This window comes from Pseudomonas sp. SDO5532_S415 (assembly GCF_054071155.1).
Genome location: NZ_JBSVWS010000111.1, coordinates 1 through 20354 on the forward strand (window position 1 = coordinate 1; position 20354 = coordinate 20354).

The following is a 20354-nucleotide window of genomic DNA, read 5'->3' on the forward strand; positions in this document are numbered from 1 at the left end:
AGCGATCGTCCAGTCAAAGATACAGTGACTGTCACACCGCTATCGCGGGCAAGCCCGCTCCCACAGGGATTTCCGTCGGCTTAACGCCTTGTGATCACCACCTCCAGGTACTCACTCGGCACCACCAGCGACTTCTCCCCCGCCCGGTTCAGGCGGTTCAGCAGTTCGGTCATGTCGTTTTCCAGGGCCTTGGCGCCGTCCGGGGGCAGCGCCGCGAACGCCTTGTGCACCGGGCCGTACCAGCTGCGGAAGGTGTCGATGAAATGCCCGGTGTTGCGATAGCGGAAGTTGAAAGTCTTGCGCGTCACCTGGACCAGAAAGTTGCGCTCGTCGAAGTGCGTGTGCAACCAGGCTTCGGTGCCCCACTGCGAGGGCGGTTGCGCGCCCGGTGGTGGCGGCATGTGCTTGCCCAGGGTCTTGAACATCTGGCCGACGAAACCTTCCGGCGTCCAGTTGGCCAGGCCGATCCGCCCTCCGGGCCGACAGACCCGCGCCAGTTCCGCAGCCGCCTTGGGCTGGTCCGGCGTAAACATCACGCCGAAGGTGGAAAGCACGGCATCGAAACTGGCGTCTTCAAAAGGCAGCGCTTCGGCATCGGCCACTTGAAAGGTGACATTGAGGCGTTCAGCCCTCGCCCGGTCCTCGCCGCGTTCGAGCAGCGCGGCCACGTAGTCGGTCGAGGTCACAAGGCAACCCCGGCGCGCAGCGGCCAACGTGGCGTTGCCATTGCCGGCGGCGACATCCAGCACTTGTTCATCGCACAGCAGGTCGCAGGCTTCGGCCAGTTGCTCACCGACAATCTGCAGGGTGGTGCCGATCACGGCATAGTCGCCACTGGCCCAGGCGGCCATTTGACGGTTCTTCAAGGCAGTAAGATCAATGGGTGTACTCATGAATTCCGCTCCGTTGCGGGTTGGCACGCAGCCCGGCCTATTCTGCCGTGGTCGGATCGATGATGGACGTGACTTGGGAAATGCGATTGGCCGGGAAACCGCTCTGCCTGGCGTGCTCCATGATCTGCTCTTCGCTCGGCGCGATGTACACGCAGTACAGCTTGTCACCGGTGACATAACTTTGCAGCCACTGCACCTGCGGCATATCGCGCAAGGTCCTGCAGGACTTTTGCGAAGCGGCCTTCAAATCCCTTTCTGACAGTGTTACAGCGCCTGGTATCTCGCGTTCTATGACGAACTTCGGCATGGCAACCTCTCATTCTTGTTATTGATGACAGGGTCGGCAGTGACCCTGTAGGCGAACTATCGCTCCGGCGCGCGCCGGCGTCCTGCCCGATCGTCGGCCAACCTTGTCCGATCGTCCGGAGATTCCATGCCTGGCAACGACAGGCTCACAATCAAGCTCATCACTCACAACCGTCTGCCCACACGGGAATACCCCCATGGATGCCCTGTCACAGACCCTGCGCGTCGTCCGCCTGGTCGGCGCCATTTTCATCAACGCCAGGTTCACAGCGCCCTGGTGCTACCAATCGCCGACGGCCGACACCGCCGCACCGTTTCTGGAGCCGAATGCCGAACGGGTGGTGATCTTTCACCTGATCACCGAGGGCGAATGCTACGTCGAACTGGGGGACGATCCGCCCCTGCTGCTGACCGCCGGCGACGTCGTGGTTTTCCCTCAGGGCGATGCCCACCGCATGAGCTCCAGCCCCGGATTGACGCCGGCCAGTGGCGGGCGTCTGGATAAAGTCCTGGCGCGGCGACCACGGCAACTGAGCTATGGCGGTGGCGGCGCGGTGACGCGACTGGTGTGCGGTTATCTGGCCTGCGATACGCGGCTGGCGGGGATGCTGCTGACGGGACTGCCGCCAGTGGTGCGAGTCAATGTGCGCGGCTCGAATGCCGGCATCTGGCTGGAATCTTCCGTGCGTTACGCCCTGGCCGAAGCCCGCTCGCCAAGACCTGGCGGCGAAGGCGTGCTGGCGAAGCTGGCCGAGGTGTTGTTCATCGAAGTGCTGCGCCTGTACATGCACGAACACGGCAAGGGCCGCACCGGTTGGCTGGCCGGTGTCAGCGACCGGATCGTCGGCGCCGCCCTCAACGCCATGCACAAAAAACCCTGCCAGACCTGGACCCTGGATGAGCTGGCACGCACTGCCGGCACCTCAAGGTCGGTATTGGCCGAACGCTTTCAGCAATTGGTCGGGGTTTCGCCGATGCAGTACCTGACGCAATGGCGCATGTTGCTGGCGGCCAACCTGTTACGCAGCAGCAACAGTTCCTTGATCCGCATCGCCGAAGAAGTGGGCTATCAGACCGACACGGCGTTCAGTCGGGCCTTTCGACGGGAGTATGGCGCGCCGCCGGCGGCGTGGCGGCGAAGTCAGGATAAAAAAATGGCTCACAGTGCAGTGCCTGTGAGCCATTGATCGTGCGGGGTTACACAGCTGGAACAGGGGTCTTGGCGTCAGCCTTGGCCTCTTCCAGCAACTGCTGGATCATCTTCTCCTGATCATCGTAGCGACCTTCACCGAAGTGGGTGAAACGCACTTGCCCCTTGGCGTCGATCAGGTAGTGCGCGGGCCAGTACTGGTTGTCGAAGTTGCGCCAGATCGCGTAGTCGTTATCGATCGCCACCGGGTAGGTGATGCCGTACTCCTTCACCTTGTCCTTGACGTTGTCGATGATGCGTTCAAACCCGTACTCAGGGGTGTGTACGCCAACCACCACCAGGCCGTCCTTCTCGTATTTCTTCACCCAGTCCTTCACGTAAGGCAGAGTGCGTTTGCAGTTGATGCAGTCGAAGGTCCAGAAGTCCACCAGCACCACTTTGCCCTTGAGCGATTCGTTGGTCAGTGGCGGCGAGTTGATCCACTCCACGGCGCCGGACAGCGACGGCATCGCGCCCTGGGCGTTGTCCATGGAATCGGCCTTGACCTTGCTGACGAAGTAATCGACGACTTTCGGCACGGTTTCCAGCACGCCTTTCTCGACCTTGCCGATGCCTTCCGAGGACGTGTTGGCCAGCAGCACGTTGTCGGCACCGGTGGAGATCACCGCTGCACCGGCCAGCACCGCGACACCGGCGCCACGACGCAGCCAGCCCGTCACCGGGATCGACGGTTTCAAGCGATTGACCAGGCCGCGACCGGCGAAGATCAGGACGCCCAGGGACAAAGCGCTGCCCAGACCGTAGGCCACCAGCAACAGGCTGGTGTTGGCATTGGCGCCTTGCAGCATGGCACTGGTGAGGATCACCCCGAGGATCGGTCCGGCACATGGCGCCCAGAGCAGGCCGGTGGCGACGCCGATCATCAGCGACCCCAAGGGACCTGAGACTTTGCGACTGTTCGGGTCAAGGCGATTGCCCAGCAGTACGAACGGACGTGCCAGCCAGTCACCGACCCGGGCGGAGATCAGCGACAGGGCAAACAGCACCATCACGATCAGGGCCACATGGCGGCCGGCGTTGCTGGCCTGTATCACCCACTCGCTGCTGACCACGGCCAGGCTGGAGACCAGGGCAAAGGTCAAGGCCATGCCGCCGAGGGTCAGCAGGATCGACGAACGCTTGCGGTCGGCGCCGGCGAACAGGAACGGCACGACCGGCAGGATACAAGGACTGAGGACGGTCAATATGCCGCCCAGGAAAGCGATTAGGAACATGGGATCACCTTGAATAAAGAGGGTGGCAACTCACACCCGTCCCCTGTGGGAGCGAGCCTGCTCGCGAAAGCGATCTGACTGTCACATTGATATTGAATGTGCTGCCGCCTTCGCGAGCAGGCTCGCTCCCACAGTGGATCGGTGGTGTTCTGGACTCACGCGGATTGCTCTTCCAGCCATTTGCCCTGGGTCGTGCGGCTGGAGCCGTTTTCGGCCACCACCTGCCCCTGAGGCGTGCGGTTATAGCCGTCCTCGGCGAGAAGGGCATCAGCGCTCTGCTTTTCCACCGGCGTCAGTTGGAAGCAGGTGCTGCTGCCGCAAGCGCTTTGCTCTACAGCGGCATTGGCGTGTGCCGCGGCACCGGCGACGGAGAAGGCAATGGCGGTCAGGAATCGGCTGACGTTGTTCATGATTGTTTCCTCGCTTGAAATGGCATCAGTAACGGGTGATCGCAGGACTCAGTTGTCCGCGTTGCAGCTGTCGGAAATCTTGCGGTAGTCCAGGACCTGGGTTTTGTTGTGCGAATCCAGGTAAGTCAGCTGCGCATCGACCACCCCGCAGGAAGCCGAAGTGTCCTGTTTCAGCGACACCACTTTCTTGATGTCCAGTTGCGTGCCGTAGGTGTAGGTTTGAGCGCCCATATCGGCTTCGGCACGGGCCGAGAAGGTGCAGATGTTCAGGGCGGCAAACAGGCAAGCGGCGAAGATGGCTTTGTTGTTCATGGCGGATTCCTCAAGGTTTCAATAGGTAGTTCGTAAGTTGGGCCGAGGCGGTTTGGGTTTGCCTCGATGGAACCTATTAAAAGCGTGCGAGGTATCCCGTATGTGTCGGGAAATGGCGTCTGTAAATCGGTACGTATCTGAACCGCGCCGGGATACAGAGCGATACAAACCGGGGGGAAATTCGCGTTTTTTTGTCCGTGTGTATCCATCGACAAGACAGATACACTCCAATACAAACGCCTGAAGGCGAGCGGGCCAAGGCTCGATAGACTGAGCGACATCCCCCATTTGATAGAGGCAAGCCCCCATGGAACACGTCGATCACATTCTCATCGTTGACGATGACCGCGAGATCCGGGAACTGGTGGGCAACTATCTGAAGAAGAACGGCTTGCGCACCACGGTCGTGGCGGATGGTCGTCAGATGCGTACCTTCCTCGAATCCACCCCGGTGGACCTGATCGTGATGGACATCATGATGCCGGGGGACGACGGCCTGATGCTCTGCCGCGAGCTGCGCGCCGGTAAACACAAAGCCACTCCGATACTGATGCTCACCGCCCGCAACGATGAAACCGACCGCATCATCGGTCTGGAAATGGGCGCCGACGATTACCTGGTCAAGCCGTTCGCCGCCCGCGAACTGCTGGCCCGCATCAATGCCGTACTGCGCCGCACGCGGATGCTGCCTCCGAACCTGGTGGTGACCGAAACCAGTCGCCTGCTGGCCTTCGGGCGCTGGCGCCTGGACACCTCGGCCCGCCACCTGCTCGACGGCGATGGCACCATGGTCGCCCTCAGCGGCGCCGAATACCGCTTGCTGCGAGTGTTCCTCGACCACCCGCAACGGGTACTCAACCGCGACCAGTTGCTCAACCTGACCCAGGGCCGCGACGCCGACCTGTTCGATCGTTCCATCGACCTGCTGGTGAGCCGCCTGCGTCAGCGCCTGCTGGACGACGCCCGCGAACCGGCCTACATCAAGACGGTTCGCAGCGAGGGCTATGTGTTTTCCCTGCCGGTGGAAATCGTGGGAGCACCCGCATGAATCTCTCGATGCGCTGGCCTCGCACCCTGGCCTCTCGGTTGTCGCTGATTTTCCTGATCGGCCTGATCCTCGCCCAGGCGCTGTCCTTCGGTGCGCAATACTACGAGCGCTACGAAAGCGCGAAAAACACCATGCTCGGCAACCTCGAAACCGACGTCTCGACGTCCATCGCCATCCTTGACCGCTTACCGGCCGAAGAGCGCGCAGGCTGGCTGAAACAACTGGACCGGCGCAATTACCGCTATCTGCTCGATGACGGCTCGCCGGGCACCTCCATGGACATGGACATGCCCGAGGCGCCCATCGCCGTGACCTCGATCAAGGACGCCATTGGCATGGAATACCCCATGACCGTGACCGATGTTCCCGGCCCGCAGAAACGCTTTCAGGTCCATCTGAAACTGGCCGACGGCAGTCCGGTGACCATCGACGTGCGCCCTTCGATGCAGCCGCTGTCGCCCTGGCTGCCCTTCGTATTGCTCGGTCAACTGGCGCTGATGATCGCCTGCACCTGGCTGGCCGTGCGGATTGCCATTCGCCCCCTCACCCGCCTCGCCGAGGCCGTGGACACCCTCGACCCCAACACCCACCCGGTGCTGCTGGACGAAAAAGGCCCCACCGAAGTGGCCCACGCGGCCAAGGCCTTCAACGCCATGCAGGCGCGCATCGCCGCCTACCTCAAGGAACGCATGCAACTGCTGGCGGCGATCTCCCACGACCTGCAAACGCCGATCACCCGGATGAAACTGCGCGCCGAGTTCATGGACGATTGCGTAGAAAAAGACAAACTGTGGAACGACCTGGGCGAGATGGAACATCTGGTGCGTGAAGGCGTGGCCTATGCCCGCAGTGTCCACGGTGCCACCGAAGAAAGTCGCCGTACCGATCTGGACTCGTTCCTCGACAGCCTGGTGTTCGACTATCAGGACGTGGGCAAGGACGTTCAGTTGAGCGGCAAGAGCGCCGCCGTCATCGACACCCGCCCCCACGCCTTGCGCCGGGTGCTGGTGAACCTGACGGACAACGCCCTGAAATTCGCCGGTGCCGCCGAATTGCTGGTAGAAAAAAAGGCTGACGGCAGCGTGTCGGTCAAAGTCATGGACCGGGGGCCTGGCATTGCCGAAGCGGAACTGGCCCAGGTCATGGAGCCGTTCTACCGCGTGGAGAATTCACGTAACCGCAGCACCGGTGGCACCGGCCTGGGCCTGGCGATTGCACAGCAGCTGGCGTTGGCGATCGGGGGATCGCTGACCCTGAGCAATCGTGAAGGTGGGGGTTTGTGCGCCGAGCTCAAGCTGAAGGGGTAAAAAATCTCCGTTACCGCTGGTGCAGCTTCTAACTGTGGGAGCGAGCCTGCTCGCTCCCACTGATGTAGGGTTCGCAGGAAAAACCTGTGCCACTGCTGATTGCATATACGCTTAGTAAAAATCCAGCGACCGGAATACTAAGCGATGGACGACAACAGAAGGCCGATCAAGGCACGCTCTACGGGGGGGGCCAAACGCATCACCGACCTGCTGGTCAAACGCGACATTTCGCCCAATCAGATCTCCGTCGCCAGCGTGCTCTTTGCCCTCGCGGGTGCGGTTGCGCTGAACATCGATAACGGTGTCATCGGCTCGATCTGCTGCGCCGTCGGCATTCAATTGCGCCTGTTGTGCAACCTCTTCGACGGCATGGTTGCCATTGAGGGCGGAAAACAATCCGACATCGGCAGCCTCTACAACGAATTCCCCGACCGTATCGCCGACAGCCTGCTGGTTGTCGGGCTCGGCTACGCCATTGCGCAGCCGGAGCTCGGCTGGTTTGCCGCCCTGGCCGCCGCGCTGACGGCCTATGTCCGGGTGTTCGGTGGTTCCATCGGCCTGAAGCAGAACTTCATGGGTCCTATGGCCAAACAGCACCGGATGGCTGTAATGACCGTCGGCCTGGTGCTCAATGCCATCGAAACCAAGGTGTATGACACGCACTATGTGCTGTTGTTGACGCTGGTCATCATCGCCATCGGTGCAGCCGCCACCTGCGTTACCCGAACCCTGGCGATCTCCAGGCAACTGAAGGAGGCCGGCCATGTGGATCAGTAATGCCCTGATCGCGGTGCTTCGACTGCTGATCGGCGTCACCGCCCGTTGGGAAAGCCCGCCGGATCTTACGCGCCAGCGCATCTACTTCGCCAACCACACCAGCCACATGGACACCCTGGCGATCATCGCGGCCCTGCCCCCTGAAGCCAGGGTCAATGTGAAGCCGGTCGCCGCTGCCGATTACTGGGGCAAGAACCGGTTTCTCTCGTACATCTCCCAGCGGGGGCTCAATGCGGTCCTGATCGAACGCAATCCGGCACCGGGCACCAATGTGCTGGAGCCAATCTTCGATGTGGTGCGGGCCGGCCATTCGATCATCATTTTCCCGGAAGGCACTCGCTCGACCCAGGCATTGCCGGGGGCGTTCAAATCCGGGTTGTACCGGTTGAGCGAGTCCTTTCCCGATGTCGACCTGGTGCCCATCTACCTGGAAAACCTCCATCGCTCCATGCCCAAAGGCAAACACGTACCGTTGCCGATCATCTGCACGATCCGCATCGGCAACCCGCTGCCACGAATCGCAGGCGAAGAAAAACAGGTGTTCCTGGAGCGGGCGCGTGACGCCATCGTGAGGCTGTCGAAATGAGTCTTGAAGAAAAATTCCTGTGGTTCTTTGCCGCCATCGCCTGTTTGTTGGCGGTGGCGTCCGTCATTGGTCGAGTCCTGGCCAAACGGGCCACGACCGAAAGCGCGATCTCCACCATCGAAAACCTGAACCAGCGGGTGAATGCCTGGTGGGGGATGGTGATCATCTTCTTCGTGTCCTGGTTGCTGGGGCCGAATGCAACGGTGGTCCTGTTTGGTTTCATATCGCTGTTTGCGCTCAGGGAATTCATCACCCTGACCCCGACGACACTGGGTGACCATAACGCACTGTTTTCGGCATTTTTCATCCTGATCCCGCTGCAGTATCTGCTGATCGGCACCCATTGGTACTCGATGTTCACCTTGTTGATTCCGGTGTATGCCTTCCTGCTGCTGCCGGCGATTGCGGTGCTGAGCCAGGACACGGATGCCTTTCTGGAAAGAACGGCGAAGATCCAGTGGGGGGTGATGATCTGCATTTATTGCATCAGCCACGCGCCGGCGCTTTTGCTTCTGGATCTGCGGGGCTTCACCGGACAGAACGCATTGCTGCTGTTCTACCTGGTGTTCGTCGTTCAGCTGAGCGATGTGTTGCAGTACGTCTTCGGCAAGCTTTTCGGCAAACGCAAGGTCGCGCCACTGGTGAGCCCGTCAAAAACCGTGGAAGGCCTGGTGGGTGGCGGGCTGTCCGCCACGCTGATCGGCGGCTGCATGTACTGGATGACACCCTTCAGTTTCTGGCAGTCGTTGTTGATGTCACTGGTGATCGTGGTGATGGGGTTCCTCGGTGGACTGGTCATGTCGGCGATCAAACGCAGCCTCAGCGCCAAGGACTGGGGCACCATGATCAAGGGGCATGGCGGTATGCTCGACCGGATGGACTCGATCTGCTTTGCGGCGCCGATCTTCTTTCATCTGACGCGGTATTTCTTCTCCGCTTGACCTGCAGACAACTTTCCCTGTGGGAGCGAGCCTGCTCGCGAAGAGGTCGGCACATTCAATATTGATGTGATCTGACACTCCGCCTTCGCGAGCAGGCTCGCTCCCACAAGGGATACTGTGTTGTGTCAGGCAACTACGCCGACAACCCCTTCCCCATGCATCTGCCGCAGCAACACCAGGCCATTATCGAAGAACTCTGGCGACCCAGTCATCCCCGCCTCCTCCGCCAACCCTTGCAGCTGCGCACGTCCATTCAACTCGGGAAACTCACCGATGCGCTGCAACAACCGCCACGCCAACGGGGTCAACGCGGAGAACTTCACACTCCAGTCTTCGGCCCGGCGCACCAGCAGGAGCGTCGGTTGCTCCGGTACGGTATCCGGCTGGTAACCGGGTCCCACCAACTGCACCGGCCAGGCATACGCCAGCGGCCAGGCCAGTGGCGAAACCTGCAACGGGCGATCCAGCAACGCCTCAGCATCGCCGGAGGGCAACGGCTCGGCCTCGGATTGTTGCAGGGCCATTTCCACCCATTCGTAGTGTGCCAGCTCCACCATGAATGGCGGCCATGAACCGTCGTTCAGCGCCGCCGGTTCAGCGGCGAGAAACTCGACGAACTCCTCGGCAATTTCACCGAATTTCGGTGTATGGGCGCGGTAATCCCGCAGGAACATCCGGACCAGTTCCCGCCAGCGATTTTCACCGAGAATCTTCACCAGCACCGGAAAGGTGCCGCTGATCAGCGACGACAAATTGTTGAACACCAGTTCGCGGTATACCCGGGCCCGCGCCGGGTCCATTTCCGGGGGTGGCGCACAGTGGTCGGGATCGCGCAGGTACTGGCCCATGCTGCTTTGCTGATCAAACAACGAGCGCTTAGCCACGGTTCACCTCCCGGGTCTGCAACCGGCGAATGGTCTGCAATTCAGCGACCAGCTCGGAAAACGCCGGAAAGTTGAAATCCCGCTCCAGCAAGGTCGGTTGCGCGCCGAACCGAGTATAGGCCTCGGACAATAACGACCACACCGCCGGTTTGACCGATGCGCCATGGGTGTCGATTTTCAAGGTGTCGGATTCATCGAAGTGCCCGGCGATGTGCATGGCCACCACACGGTCCGCATCGATGCCGGCCAGGAAGGAACGTGGATCGAAGCCGTGGTTGATCGAATTGACGTAGACGTTGTTGACGTCCAGCAACAGGTCGCAATCAGCTTCGCGCAGCACGGCGTTAGTGAAGGTCACCTCGTCCATGTCCTGCTGTGGCGCAGCGTAGTAGGAGACGTTTTCCACTGCCAGGCGTCGACCGAGAATGTCCTGGGCCTGACGGATGCGCGCGGCGACGTGATGCACCGCTTCTTCGGTAAAGGGCAGCGGCAACAGGTCGTAGAGGTGACCGTCATCGCTGCAGTAACTCAGGTGCTCGCTGTACAGCGGCACATTGTAGTGATCGAGAAACACCCGCACCTCTTGCAAAAACCCGACGTCCAGCGGCGATGGCCCGCCCAGGGACAGCGACAAACCGTGGCACGACAACGGATAACGCTCGGCCAGAGCCCGCAGCGCCGCGCCATGGGCGCCGCCGATGCCGATCCAGTTCTCCGGCGCGACTTCCAGAAAATCGAAATGGCCGGCCGGAGCCGTCTGGAGGTCTTTCATTAAACCGCGACGCAAGCCGAGCCCGGCGCTGGCCTTGGCTGATGTGATGGGGGTCTGCATGGTGTCGATCTCAAGGTTGTCAGAACGTAATCACAGTTAACCGAAGCGGTGTATCGGCTCTGTGTTGCGCGCCGACGGAAAACGGCAGGACTTGTATCTTCGGGGGGCCTGTACACACTGCGATACACTTTCCCAAGAGCCCCCCTCCGTTCGGCTTTACGCCAGGTCGTACTTCTCACGCACCAGATGGCCGATGCCCATGCGATCCAGCACAGGCATCGGGCACAGGAAGGTCACGCGCACGGTGCCCGGCAAGCGACTGATATCGATGGAGCCGGTGATGGTCGCGCGGTTGAGCACTTCGTCGTAAGGCAGGCCGGTGACGTCAGCCGCACGCTGCAAGCCGTTCTCCACCGCCAGGTTGAGGTTTTCGCCGCTGCCGATAAAGGTGATCGGGCCGCTCTGCTCGATCTCGTGCTGGCCCCAACGCTCGCCCAGTGCGCGGACGCTGGCCCGTTGTTCGGCGTTCATGGGGCGCGCCATTGGCGGCAAGTCATCGAGGTTTTGCAGGAGGATCGGGCCTTCCAGCGTCAGGTTTTTCACCACCTGCACCACCACTTCGGTTTCCCCGGAGCAATCGGTGGCATGCCCGGCGATCTCGCCATTGCCCTGCTGGGCATGCATGTCGCCCATGTAAACCCCGGCCCCCGGCACTTTTACCGGGCAGATCAACACGCAACCTTCGCGGATCGAGTTGGTGTCCATGTGGCCGTCGGTCTTGGCCGCGTGCAGCTCTTCGCGGGTCATGCCGAAACGGTGCGGTGCGTTGATCAGGTATTGGCCGAAATCGGCGCAGTTGTGCGAGTCGGGCAAATCGCGGGACGGCAGGGTGCCGATGTTGCCGAGGAACGGGCGCATGTGCGCGGCAACCCCGGGAATATCGGCGCGGGCCAGGGACAGGATCGAATGTTGCGCGGCGAATTCCGGCAGCGCCGACATTTCGCAGGCATCGCCGGCCAGTCGGTTGGCGATGTCCTGGTTGACCGTCAGGCTGACCTGGTTCTGCGCATCGAACACGATCACATAGCCGTGGCTGAAACGAAACGCGCTGACCTCGGCACCACAGTTGTTGCAGCGAATCGCGTCTTCGCCAATGCCTTCGACATGACTGGCCGGATGTTCGGTGCCGCAATTGGAGCAGAATTTGGAGACGAACGGATCGCCGTTGTAGCGCCCCTCGACGAAGGACATGACCCCGGAGGAAGTGGCCAGCGAGGTGACACGCATGCTTTTGATCTTGATCGCCACCGCGTCGCCGATTTGCGCACCGACGATAGCCACCGGTTGCGTCACTTCATGGCCGCCTTCAAACGCTGGCGTGATCATCGGTCCCCAACAGCCTGGCGGCGTCCCGGTGATCAGGGTGCCGCCGTCGGCCAGCGGACCGAGCATCGGCTGACTCGGGCCGATGATGCCGTTGGTGTAACGATCGACCCGCAGGCGATCGACTGGCGGGGTGTCGAGATTGGATTCAGGCACAGGCGTTGTCATTGTGGTCCCCTTGGCCGCATCAGGCGCGGCACAGAGTCGAAAGCGAACGGCCGCCGACGCAGGCGGCCAGGGAAAGGGTCTTGGCCGCCACGGTTCAACGGCGCCAAAACAACCTGAACAGTTCATCGCAGGTTTGTATCTGGTCTGTGTTCGGTGGTGGCTTTGAGTTCGGGCGGACTGTATCGGGAGACCGGTTTGATACATTTGGATACATTCGATCCTCGATGTCACTGCCGAGCCCTGTGGGAGCGAGCCTGCTCGCGAAAGCTGCCTTTGAGTCGAAAGGGAGTTGCCTGACCCACCGCCTTCGCGAGCAGGCTCGCTCCCACAAAGGACCCTCGTCGCCTGAGATAGCGCCCTTCTCTCCCCGAACTAAACTTAACCCACGCAGGACGTGCCTTTGTCCTGTTCATTCTCACGACCACCGCCCAGGGCGAACGTGTCGACCACCAACGCCTCTGGACCGTGATCCCTCCCGAAGGAGCACACGTGATGGACGAGGCCAGACTCAACGATTTCATGGGCAAACTGGTTAACGACATGGGCGGCGCAGCGATGCTCGCCAATGTCATCCTCGGCGAAGAACTCGGTCTGTACCGGGCCATGGCCGACAGCCAGCCGATCAGCCCCGAAGCACTTGCCGCCAAGACCGGTTGCAACCCCCGCCTGGTGCGCGAATGGCTCAGCGCCCATGCCGCCTCCGGCTACATGGAACACATCGGTGGTCAGTTCCGCCTGCCCGAAGAACAAGCCCTGGCCCTGGCCATCGAAGACTCGCCGGTCTACATCGCTGGGGGTATGGGGGTGGTCGCGTCGTTCTTCCATGACAAGGACAAACTGGTAAACGCCATGCGCGGCAACGGCGCCCTGCCCTGGGGCGATCACCATCCGTGCATGTTCAGCGGCACGGAACGGTTCTTCCGGCCCGGCTACAAGGCGCACCTGATCGCCGAATGGCTGCCGGCCCTCGACGGCGTGATGGCCAAACTGGAGGCTGGTGCCAAAGTGGCGGACATCGGCTGCGGCCATGGCGCATCGACGGTGATCATGGCCCAGGCCTTCCCCAATTCGCGGTTCGTCGGTTTCGACTACCACGCGCCCTCCGTCACCGTCGCGACCCAGCGTGCCGAGGAAGGCGGCGTGTCCGGCCGGGCACGGTTCTTCCAGGGCACGGCGAAAAGCTACCCCGGCGACGACTATGACCTGGTCTGCTATTTCGACTGCCTGCACGACATGGGCGATCCGGTGGGCGCGGCCAAGCATGCCTACGAGTCGTTGAAGCCGGACGGCACGGTGTTGCTGGTGGAGCCGTTCGCCCACGATTCGCTGGATGACAACATCACCCCGGTCGGCCGGTTGTTCTACGCCGCTTCGACCTTCATCTGCACGCCGAACTCGCTGTCCCAGGAAGTCGGCCTCGGGCTCGGTGCCCAGGCAGGCGAGGCGCGGTTGCGCAAAGTCTTCACCGAGGCGGGATTCAGCACATTCCGGCGGGCTACGGAGACGCCGTTCAACCTGATACTTGAAGCCCGCAAGTAACACGTTCCCCTGTAGGAGCGAGCATGCTCGCGATGGAAGACAAAACACCGCGGGGCCTCAGGTCGCCAGTGTTATCGTTGACGTCCATCGCGAGCATGCTCGCTCCTACAGTGTGTATTGAGGTGACCCGGAGTGTTGGACAGCCAGATCCACAACCAGCTCGACCGCCTCCAGCAACTCATGACCGACGAGCCATTCGTGGTCCTGACCGGTGCCGGCATCAGCACCCCGTCTGGCATTCCGGACTATCGCGACAACCAGGGTGTGCGGCGCGGCCGGCAGCCAATGATGTATCAGGAATTCCTCTCGGCGCCCGAATCCCGGCGACGTTATTGGGCCAGGGCGATGCTCGGCTGGCCGCGCGTGCGCCAGGCTCAGCCGAACGTGGCCCACGACACACTGGCCCGCTTGCAAAGCAATCGGCAAATCAGCGGGCTGATCACCCAGAACGTCGACACCCTGCATGACCAGGCCGGCAGCCATGACGTGATCGAACTCCACGGCAGCCTGCACCGGGTGTTGTGCCTGGACTGCGGAAAACGCAGCGAGCGCGACTCGATCCAGTACCTGATGGAAGCGCAAAACCCTTATTTGGCCGGCGTGGACGCCGTGCAGGCCCCGGATGGCGACACCCTGCTGGACCCTGCTTTCGAATCGCGTTTCCAGGTCCCGCAATGCCCCCATTGCGCGGGTGAACGGATGAAGCCGGACGTGGTGTTTTTTGGCGAGAATGTCGCCCAGGAAACGGCGGCAAAAGCCATGGCCGCGGTGGAAAAGGCGGCGGGGTTACTGGTGGTGGGCTCGTCGCTGATGGCGTACTCGGCGTTTCGCCTGTGCCGGGCGGTGGTGGATCAGGGCAAGCCATTGCTGGCGATCAACCTGGGCAAGACGCGGGCGGATGAGATTCTGGATTTGAAGATCGAAGGGTCGTGCGAGCAACTGTTGCCGCTATTGGCACAACGCCTGCACCTCTGACGAAACCGAATCCCTGTGGGAGCGAGCCTGCTCGCGAAGAGGCCGACACATTCAGCCTCTATGTCGACGGGCACACCGCCTTCGCGAGCAGGCTCGCTCCCACAGTGGATTGTGATCAATGCATGGAAAGTTGTTGGCCGAAGTTCTCTTCTTTGAACACATCAAACAACGCCTGCGCCGCCGCCGACAGCTCTCCCCCCGGCAAGGTCAGCACGCCGATCGCCCGCTCCACCACCGGGTCGCGCAGGGTGATGCAACGCGCGCCCAGTTCGCGCATTTGCCCGGCGCACAAGGCCGGCACGGCGCTGACGCCCAACCCGCTGGCGACCATGCGCCCGACGGTCGCCAGTTGATGGCTTTCAAACTCCACCGGCAGCTTCATGCCCCGAACCTGCAAATGCTCTTCCAGCATCACCCGCACCGTCGACGGCCGTTGCAAGGTGATGAACGGTTCCTTGAGCAAGGTTTGCCAGTCGATTTGATCCAGCTCGACCAGTGGCGAGTCATGGGGCACCACCGCCACGAACCGGTCGATGTACAGCGGGGTGAATTGCAGCGAGGAACTCATGGTCGGCTCGAACGCCACCCCCAGTTCCACCTGGCGGTCACGGACCATTTCCAGTACCTGCTCGTTGATCACATCGTTGACCGTGACGTTGACATTCGGGTACCGGGCGCGGAATGTCTTGAGGATCGGTGGCAGCAGGTTACCTGCGAAAGAAGGCATGGCCGCCAGGGTTACGCGGCCGCGCTGCAGAGTGAAACGCTGGCGCAGTTCATCCTCGGCATTGTCCCAGTCGGCGATCAGGCGACGCGCCAAAGGCACCAGAGCTTCGCCCTCGGCGGTCAGTGCCACGTTGCGGGTATTGCGGGTGAACAGCCGTCCACCAAGGCCCTCTTCCAGCGCCTTGATGGTCAGGCTCAGGGCCGATTGCGACAGGTGCAGGCGATCGCAAGCCACGGCGAAACTCAGGCTCTGGGCCACGGCCAGAAAGGCGCGGATCTGCTTGATGGTCATGGTCGCTTCGCTCCAGTTGTAAGCTACAAGCTTCAAGCTGCAAGTTGAAAAGCAGCGATTTGTTGAGTTTTATGAATTAATCAACATTAAAAATCAACTTAACAAATGAATTCTCTGGCGCGACACTCAACCCCATACGGCTAGCCAGCCGCCCACAAAGAATAAAAGAGGTGCATATGGCAGGTTTCGACAAGCGCGTGAGTTCCTACGAGGAAGCCCTGGCAGGTCTTGAAGACGGCATGACCGTGATCGCTGGCGGCTTCGGCCTGTGCGGCATCCCGGAAAACCTGATCGCCGAGATCAAGCGCAAAGGCACCCGCGACCTCACCGTCGTGTCCAACAACTGCGGCGTCGACGGTTTCGGTCTCGGCGTGCTGCTGGTAGACCGGCAGATCAGCAAAGTGGTGGCCTCCTACGTCGGCGAGAACAAGCTGTTCGAAGAGCAACTGCTCAAAGGCGAAATCGAAGTCACCCTGACTCCCCAAGGCACCCTCGCCGAAAAAATGCGTGCGGGTGGCGCCGGCATCCCGGCCTTCTTCACCGCCACCGGCGTCGGCACCCCGGTCGCTGAAGGCAAGGAAGTGCGCGAATTCCATGGCCGCAAGTACCTGATGGAAGAATCCATCACCGGTGACTTCGCCATCGTCAAAGGCTGGAAAGCCGACCATTTCGGTAACGTGATCTATCGCCACACCGCCCAGAACTTCAACCCGCTGGCCGCCACCGCCGGCAAGATCACCGTGGTTGAAGTCGAAGAAATCGTCGAACCCGGCGAGCTGGACCCGTCGCAGATCCACACCCCTGGCATCTACGTCGATCGGGTCATTTGCGGCACGTTCGAGAAGCGCATCGAACAGCGCACCGTGCGTAAATGATCCCCTGCCCCCGGACCGAATGAAGGAATAACAACAATGGCACTTTCCCGCGAACAAATGGCTCAACGCGTCGCCCGCGAAATGCAGGACGGCTTCTACGTGAACCTGGGCATCGGCATCCCGACCCTGGTCGCCAACTACATCCCCGAAGGCATGGAAGTCATGCTGCAGTCGGAAAACGGCTTGCTGGGCATGGGTCCTTTTCCTACTGAAGAAACCATCGATGCCGACATGATCAACGCCGGCAAACAAACCGTGACCGCGCGCATCGGCGCTTCGATCTTTTCCTCGGCCGAGTCCTTCGCGATGATTCGCGGCGGTCATGTCGACCTGACCGTGCTCGGCGCCTTTGAAGTCGACGTGCAAGGCAACATCGCCTCGTGGATGATCCCCGGCAAGCTGGTCAAGGGCATGGGTGGCGCCATGGACCTGGTGGCGGGTGCAGACAACATCATCGTGATCATGACCCACGCGTCCAAGGACGGTGAATCCAAGCTCCTGTCTCAATGCAGCCTGCCCCTGACCGGCGCCGGGTGCATCAGGCGTGTGCTGACCGACCTGGCCTACCTGGAAATCGAAAACGGCGCGTTCATTCTCAAAGAGCGTGCACCGGGTGTCAGCGTCGAAGAGATCGTCGCCAAAACCGCCGGTAAACTGATCGTGCCGGACCACGTTCCGGAAATGCAGTTCGCCGCCCAGTGAGGAATCATTCCATGCAAGAAGTCGTCATTGTTGCCGCCACGCGCACCGCGATCGGCAGTTTCCAGGGTGCCCTGGCCAATGTTTCCGCGGTTGACCTGGGTGCTGCGGTGATCCGTCAACTGCTGGTGCAAACCGGCCTGGATCCCGCGCAAGTCGATGAAGTGATCATGGGCCAGGTGTTGACCGCCGGCGCCGGGCAAAACCCTGCGCGTCAGGCCTCGATCAAGGCCGGCCTGCCCTTCGCCGTACCCGCCATGACCTTGAACAAGGTCTGCGGCTCGGGCTTGAAAGCCCTGCACCTGGCTACCCAGGCCATTCGCTGCGGCGACGCCGATGTGATCATCGCCGGCGGCCAGGAAAGCATGAGCCTGGCCAACTACGTCATGCCTGGTGCTCGCACCGGCCTGCGCATGGGGCACGCGCAAATCGTCGACACCATGATCAGCGACGGCCTGTGGGACGCGTTCAACGATTACCACATGGGCATCACCGCCGAAAACCTGGCCGAGAAGTACAGCCTGAGCCGCGAGCAGCAGGATGCCTTCGCCGCCGCCTCGCAGCAGAAAGCCACGGCCGCCATCGAAGCCGGGCGTTTTGTCGATGAGATCACGCCGATCCTGATCCCGCAGCGCAAGGGTGATCCGCTGTCCTTCGCCACCGACGAACAGCCACGGGCCGGCACCACCGCCGAATCCCTGGGCAAGCTGAAAGCGGCCTTTAAAAAGGACGGTTCGGTCACCGCCGGCAACGCTTCGTCGCTGAACGACGGGGCCGCCGCCGTGATCCTGATGAGCGCGGAAAAAGCCAAGGCCCTGGGTCTGCCGGTGCTGGCGAGAATCGCTGCCTACGCCAACGCCGGCGTGGACCCGGCGATCATGGGCATCGGCCCGGTATCGGCCACTCGCCGCTGCCTGGACAAGGCCGGTTGGTCCATCGATCAACTAGACCTGATCGAAGCCAACGAAGCCTTTGCCGCGCAATCGCTGGCCGTGGCCAAGGACCTGGAATGGGACCTGGACAAGGTCAACGTCAATGGCGGCGCCATCGCCCTCGGCCACCCGATCGGTGCCTCGGGCTGCCGCGTGCTGGTGACCCTGCTGCATGAAATGATCAAGCGTGACGCCAAGAAAGGCCTCGCCACCCTGTGCATCGGTGGTGGTCAAGGCGTGGCATTGGCGATCGAGCGGGCTTAAGCCAGGCAAGCTCCAACAGTGGCGAGGGAGCTCCCTCGCCACAGTTTTTGTGTCAGGCGGTGAAGCCACCGTCGGCAATAATGTCGGCGGCGGTGACGAACGCCGCTCCGGGACTGGCCAGGAAAGCCACGACGCTGGCGATATCTTCGGGTTTGCCGTAACGGCCGATGGCGATGCCGGGGCTGACAATCTGGCTGACCGGGCCGCCGTCCGGGTTCATGTCAGTGTCGGTCGGGCCTGGGTGGACGGTGTTGACGGTAATGCCCTTGGGTCCGAGATCACGGGCCAGGCTGCGGTTGAAACCGGCGATGGCGCCTTTGGTCAGGGTGTACAGCGAAGCGGTGGGGAACGCGGCGTAATGGGTCATCGACGAACCGATGTGGATAATCCGACCGCCCGTCTTCATGTTGCGCGCCGCTTCCTGGGTGGCAACAAACACTCCGGTGACGTTGACCGCGATCATGCGTTGATAGTCGTCGAAGCTGATGTCCTCAATCGGCCCGCCCAAGGCGATGCCGGCGTTATTGACCAGAATGTCCAGGCTGCCAAACGCTTCGAGGGTGCGCGTCACCGCCCCACGCACCGCCACCGGATCACCGGCATCGGCGGCAATCGCCAGGGCACGGCCGCCCGCGGCTTCGATGGCCTGCACCACCTCAAAAGCTTTGGTCGGGGATGCGCTGAAGGTCAGCACGACGTTGGCACCGTCGGCCGCCAGGCGCTTGGCGATGGCCGCGCCGATGGAACGGGAACCGCCAGTGACCAGTGCGGTTTTGCCGGCAAGAGGAAGTTGAGACGTCATTTATTTCACTCCGTGGGTTGGGGATGGAGTAAATACTGCGCTTGCCATTGGTACCTGATTAGCGGGTAATGACTTGAATGATTTTCAAGCCTTGCTAACAGGTGTCCACCGTGGAAACCCTCGCCAACCTCGAATCCTTTGTGCGCAGCGCCGAAACCGGCAGCTTTTCCGCGGCCGCCCGTTTGCTCGCACTGACCCCGGCCGCCGTCAGCCGCAATGTGGCGATACTCGAGCGCAACATCGGTGTGCGCCTGTTCCAGCGCTCCACCCGCAAGCTGTCGCTGACCGAGGCTGGTGAGCGTTTCCTGGCCAACATCGGCGGGAACCTGGAAGCGTTGCAAGCGGCGATCGACGCAGTCACTACCGACCGGGGCACGCCTGCGGGCGTACTCAAGGTCAGCCTGGCGCCGACCTTCGGCATCGGCCATATCCTGCCGCTGCTGCCGGAATTCCTTGCGCGCTACCCGCTGATCCGCCCGCAATGGCATTTCGAAAACCGCGCCGTGGACCTGATTGCCGAAGGTTACGACGCAGCCATCGGCGGTGGCTTCGAATTGACGCCGGGGGTCGTCTCGCGAACGTTGGCGCCGGCGCAGGTGGTGGCCGTTGCATCACCGGCTTATCTGGCTGCATGCACTGCACCCGCCAGCCCGGCGGATCTGTCCCGGTATCAGGGCATCGTGATGCGCGGCACCCGCACCGGGCGCATTCGCCAGTGGGTCATGCGCGATGCCGCGGGAAATGAGGAACTGGCCAGTCTGAACGAAAACATCGTGCTCAACGATCCTGCCGCCATGCGTGAAGCCGCGATCCTCGGTCTGGGCGTGACGTTGCTGGTGTTGTCCGATGTGTTGCCGAACATCCAGCGTGGTGAACTGGTGCGGCTGTTGCCGGACTGGCATGGCGATGCAGGGGTGATTTCGCTGTACTACCCGAGCCGGACATTGATGCCGGCCAAGACCCGGGTGTTTATTGATTTTGTAGTGAAAGCATTTCAGCCATAGACCGTTCTTCGCGAGCAGGCTCGCTCCCACAGTTT

Annotated in this window: 22 protein-coding genes; 12 read left to right on the forward strand and 10 right to left on the reverse strand. The window is 61.7% G+C overall.

Features of this window, described 5'->3' with window-relative positions:
- Positions 1–80: 80 nt before the first annotated feature.
- Both ACW9HW_RS20915 and ACW9HW_RS20920 read right to left on the reverse strand, forming a co-directional pair.
- Positions 81–893 (reverse strand): class I SAM-dependent methyltransferase, encoded by an 813-nt coding sequence (locus ACW9HW_RS20915; RefSeq protein ID WP_457401620.1) that lies wholly within the window; start codon positions 891–893, stop codon positions 81–83.
- A gap of 37 nt (positions 894–930) precedes the next feature.
- The gene (locus ACW9HW_RS20920; RefSeq protein ID WP_457401622.1) at positions 931–1200 is read right to left on the reverse strand and encodes a DUF4242 domain-containing protein; all 270 of its coding nucleotides are present in this window, start codon (positions 1198–1200) and stop codon (positions 931–933) included.
- A gap of 196 nt (positions 1201–1396) precedes the next feature.
- Between ACW9HW_RS20920 and ACW9HW_RS20925 the strand changes: the two genes are divergently transcribed.
- Positions 1397–2386, forward strand: coding sequence for an AraC family transcriptional regulator (locus ACW9HW_RS20925; protein WP_207264608.1), 990 nt, complete (start codon positions 1397–1399; stop codon positions 2384–2386).
- A 10-nt stretch (positions 2387–2396) separates the two neighbouring features.
- On the opposite strand, the gene ACW9HW_RS20930 is transcribed toward ACW9HW_RS20925, so the two are convergent.
- The 3 genes from ACW9HW_RS20930 to ACW9HW_RS20940 form a co-directional block, all read right to left on the reverse strand.
- Positions 2397–3623, reverse strand: a complete 1227-nt coding sequence (locus ACW9HW_RS20930) for a cytochrome c biogenesis protein DipZ (RefSeq protein ID WP_457401624.1) — start codon at positions 3621–3623, stop codon at positions 2397–2399.
- A 155-nt stretch (positions 3624–3778) separates the two neighbouring features.
- Entirely contained in the window at positions 3779–4033 is a 255-nt protein-coding gene (locus ACW9HW_RS20935; RefSeq protein ID WP_095193508.1) for a hypothetical protein, read from the reverse strand.
- A 48-nt stretch (positions 4034–4081) separates the two neighbouring features.
- Positions 4082–4345, reverse strand: a complete 264-nt coding sequence (locus ACW9HW_RS20940) for a DUF2790 domain-containing protein (protein WP_095193507.1) — start codon at positions 4343–4345, stop codon at positions 4082–4084.
- 307 nt (positions 4346–4652) lie between these two features.
- Between ACW9HW_RS20940 and ACW9HW_RS20945 the strand changes: the two genes are divergently transcribed.
- The 5 genes from ACW9HW_RS20945 (at position 4653) to ACW9HW_RS20965 (ending at position 9004) form a co-directional block, all read left to right on the forward strand.
- The gene (locus tag ACW9HW_RS20945; protein WP_095193506.1) at positions 4653–5393 is read left to right on the forward strand and encodes a response regulator; all 741 of its coding nucleotides are present in this window, start codon (positions 4653–4655) and stop codon (positions 5391–5393) included.
- On the forward strand, positions 5390–6700 hold the full coding sequence (locus ACW9HW_RS20950; RefSeq protein WP_095193505.1) for an ATP-binding protein: 1311 nt from the start codon (positions 5390–5392) through the stop codon (positions 6698–6700). Before ACW9HW_RS20945 ends, ACW9HW_RS20950 begins: the two co-directional genes overlap by 4 nt.
- 144 nt (positions 6701–6844) lie before the next feature.
- Positions 6845–7477 carry a CDP-alcohol phosphatidyltransferase family protein gene (locus ACW9HW_RS20955; protein ID WP_457401627.1) on the forward strand — a complete coding sequence of 211 codons (633 nt, stop codon included), beginning with the start codon at positions 6845–6847 and terminating at the stop codon, positions 7475–7477.
- The gene (locus ACW9HW_RS20960; protein WP_095193503.1) at positions 7464–8063 is read left to right on the forward strand and encodes a lysophospholipid acyltransferase family protein; all 600 of its coding nucleotides are present in this window, start codon (positions 7464–7466) and stop codon (positions 8061–8063) included. The genes ACW9HW_RS20955 and ACW9HW_RS20960 overlap by 14 nt, the downstream gene beginning before the upstream one ends.
- Positions 8060–9004 carry a phosphatidate cytidylyltransferase gene (locus ACW9HW_RS20965; protein WP_457401628.1) on the forward strand — a complete coding sequence of 315 codons (945 nt, stop codon included), beginning with the start codon at positions 8060–8062 and terminating at the stop codon, positions 9002–9004. Before ACW9HW_RS20960 ends, ACW9HW_RS20965 begins: the two co-directional genes overlap by 4 nt.
- A 125-nt stretch (positions 9005–9129) precedes the next feature.
- Here the strand turns inward: ACW9HW_RS20965 and ACW9HW_RS20970 are convergent, their stop codons facing one another.
- The 3 genes from ACW9HW_RS20970 to ACW9HW_RS20980 all read right to left on the reverse strand — a co-directional run bounded on the left by ACW9HW_RS20970 (position 9130) and on the right by ACW9HW_RS20980 (position 12211).
- Positions 9130–9888 (reverse strand): HvfC family RiPP maturation protein, encoded by a 759-nt coding sequence (locus ACW9HW_RS20970; RefSeq protein ID WP_457401630.1) that lies wholly within the window; start codon positions 9886–9888, stop codon positions 9130–9132.
- A complete protein-coding gene (locus tag ACW9HW_RS20975; protein ID WP_457401631.1) occupies positions 9881–10720 on the reverse strand; it encodes an HvfB family MNIO-type RiPP peptide maturase in 840 nt (279 codons plus the stop codon). Before ACW9HW_RS20975 ends, ACW9HW_RS20970 begins: the two co-directional genes overlap by 8 nt.
- A gap of 156 nt (positions 10721–10876) precedes the next feature.
- Positions 10877–12211 carry an acetamidase/formamidase family protein gene (locus ACW9HW_RS20980; protein WP_457401632.1) on the reverse strand — a complete coding sequence of 445 codons (1335 nt, stop codon included), beginning with the start codon at positions 12209–12211 and terminating at the stop codon, positions 10877–10879.
- Positions 12212–12703: 492 nt separating this feature from the next.
- Between ACW9HW_RS20980 and ACW9HW_RS20985 the strand changes: the two genes are divergently transcribed.
- Both ACW9HW_RS20985 and ACW9HW_RS20990 read left to right on the forward strand, forming a co-directional pair.
- A complete protein-coding gene (locus tag ACW9HW_RS20985; protein WP_457401633.1) occupies positions 12704–13750 on the forward strand; it encodes a class I SAM-dependent methyltransferase in 1047 nt (348 codons plus the stop codon).
- Between the two features lie 132 nt (positions 13751–13882).
- The gene (locus tag ACW9HW_RS20990) at positions 13883–14725 is read left to right on the forward strand and encodes an NAD-dependent protein deacetylase (RefSeq protein ID WP_457401634.1); all 843 of its coding nucleotides are present in this window, start codon (positions 13883–13885) and stop codon (positions 14723–14725) included.
- 115 nt (positions 14726–14840) lie between these two features.
- On the opposite strand, the gene ACW9HW_RS20995 is transcribed toward ACW9HW_RS20990, so the two are convergent.
- Entirely contained in the window at positions 14841–15743 is a 903-nt protein-coding gene (locus ACW9HW_RS20995) for a LysR substrate-binding domain-containing protein (RefSeq protein ID WP_457401635.1), read from the reverse strand.
- 176 nt (positions 15744–15919) lie between these two features.
- Here ACW9HW_RS20995 and ACW9HW_RS21000 point away from each other — a divergent pair, with 176 nt between their 5' ends.
- Genes ACW9HW_RS21000 through ACW9HW_RS21010 form a run of 3 tightly spaced genes read left to right on the forward strand, consistent with a single transcriptional unit; the run spans position 15920 to position 18513 of the window.
- Positions 15920–16618 (forward strand): CoA transferase subunit A, encoded by a 699-nt coding sequence (locus tag ACW9HW_RS21000; RefSeq protein ID WP_457401636.1) that lies wholly within the window; start codon positions 15920–15922, stop codon positions 16616–16618.
- 36 nt (positions 16619–16654) lie between these two features.
- Entirely contained in the window at positions 16655–17320 is a 666-nt protein-coding gene (locus ACW9HW_RS21005) for a CoA transferase subunit B (protein ID WP_457401637.1), read from the forward strand.
- 11 nt (positions 17321–17331) lie between these two features.
- Positions 17332–18513 carry an acetyl-CoA C-acetyltransferase gene (locus ACW9HW_RS21010; RefSeq protein WP_457401638.1) on the forward strand — a complete coding sequence of 394 codons (1182 nt, stop codon included), beginning with the start codon at positions 17332–17334 and terminating at the stop codon, positions 18511–18513.
- 52 nt (positions 18514–18565) lie between these two features.
- Here the strand turns inward: ACW9HW_RS21010 and ACW9HW_RS21015 are convergent, their stop codons facing one another.
- Positions 18566–19315: an SDR family NAD(P)-dependent oxidoreductase gene (locus tag ACW9HW_RS21015; RefSeq protein WP_095193493.1), complete on the reverse strand. Its 750-nt coding sequence runs from the start codon at positions 19313–19315 to the stop codon at positions 18566–18568.
- Positions 19316–19425: 110 nt separating this feature from the next.
- On the opposite strand from ACW9HW_RS21015, the gene ACW9HW_RS21020 reads away from it, so the two are divergent.
- The gene (locus ACW9HW_RS21020; RefSeq protein ID WP_095193492.1) at positions 19426–20319 is read left to right on the forward strand and encodes a LysR family transcriptional regulator; all 894 of its coding nucleotides are present in this window, start codon (positions 19426–19428) and stop codon (positions 20317–20319) included.
- Positions 20320–20354: the final 35 nt, after the last annotated feature.

Excerpts from the sequence above, each read along its gene's own strand:
- ACW9HW_RS20985 (WP_457401633.1), top strand. The coding sequence starts at position 12,704 with ATGGACGAGGCCAGACTCAACGATTTCATGGGCAAACTGGTTAACGAC.
- ACW9HW_RS20960 (WP_095193503.1), top strand. The coding sequence starts at position 7,464 with ATGTGGATCAGTAATGCCCTGATCGCGGTGCTTCGACTGCTGATCGGC.
- ACW9HW_RS20930 (WP_457401624.1), bottom strand. The coding sequence starts at position 3,623 with ATGTTCCTAATCGCTTTCCTGGGCGGCATATTGACCGTCCTCAGTCCT.
- ACW9HW_RS20935 (WP_095193508.1), bottom strand. The coding sequence starts at position 4,033 with ATGAACAACGTCAGCCGATTCCTGACCGCCATTGCCTTCTCCGTCGCC.
- ACW9HW_RS20945 (WP_095193506.1), top strand. The coding sequence starts at position 4,653 with ATGGAACACGTCGATCACATTCTCATCGTTGACGATGACCGCGAGATC.
- ACW9HW_RS20955 (WP_457401627.1), top strand. The coding sequence starts at position 6,845 with ATGGACGACAACAGAAGGCCGATCAAGGCACGCTCTACGGGGGGGGCC.
- ACW9HW_RS20940 (WP_095193507.1), bottom strand. The coding sequence starts at position 4,345 with ATGAACAACAAAGCCATCTTCGCCGCTTGCCTGTTTGCCGCCCTGAAC.
- ACW9HW_RS20965 (WP_457401628.1), top strand. The coding sequence starts at position 8,060 with ATGAGTCTTGAAGAAAAATTCCTGTGGTTCTTTGCCGCCATCGCCTGT.
- ACW9HW_RS21000 (WP_457401636.1), top strand. The coding sequence starts at position 15,920 with ATGGCAGGTTTCGACAAGCGCGTGAGTTCCTACGAGGAAGCCCTGGCA.
- ACW9HW_RS20925 (WP_207264608.1), top strand. The coding sequence starts at position 1,397 with ATGGATGCCCTGTCACAGACCCTGCGCGTCGTCCGCCTGGTCGGCGCC.
- ACW9HW_RS20950 (WP_095193505.1), top strand. The coding sequence starts at position 5,390 with ATGAATCTCTCGATGCGCTGGCCTCGCACCCTGGCCTCTCGGTTGTCG.
- ACW9HW_RS21015 (WP_095193493.1), bottom strand. The coding sequence starts at position 19,315 with ATGACGTCTCAACTTCCTCTTGCCGGCAAAACCGCACTGGTCACTGGC.
- ACW9HW_RS20975 (WP_457401631.1), bottom strand. The coding sequence starts at position 10,720 with ATGCAGACCCCCATCACATCAGCCAAGGCCAGCGCCGGGCTCGGCTTG.
- ACW9HW_RS21005 (WP_457401637.1), top strand. The coding sequence starts at position 16,655 with ATGGCACTTTCCCGCGAACAAATGGCTCAACGCGTCGCCCGCGAAATG.
- ACW9HW_RS20915 (WP_457401620.1), bottom strand. The coding sequence starts at position 893 with ATGAGTACACCCATTGATCTTACTGCCTTGAAGAACCGTCAAATGGCC.
- ACW9HW_RS20920 (WP_457401622.1), bottom strand. The coding sequence starts at position 1,200 with ATGCCGAAGTTCGTCATAGAACGCGAGATACCAGGCGCTGTAACACTG.
- ACW9HW_RS21010 (WP_457401638.1), top strand. The coding sequence starts at position 17,332 with ATGCAAGAAGTCGTCATTGTTGCCGCCACGCGCACCGCGATCGGCAGT.
- ACW9HW_RS20980 (WP_457401632.1), bottom strand. The coding sequence starts at position 12,211 with ATGACAACGCCTGTGCCTGAATCCAATCTCGACACCCCGCCAGTCGAT.
- ACW9HW_RS20995 (WP_457401635.1), bottom strand. The coding sequence starts at position 15,743 with ATGACCATCAAGCAGATCCGCGCCTTTCTGGCCGTGGCCCAGAGCCTG.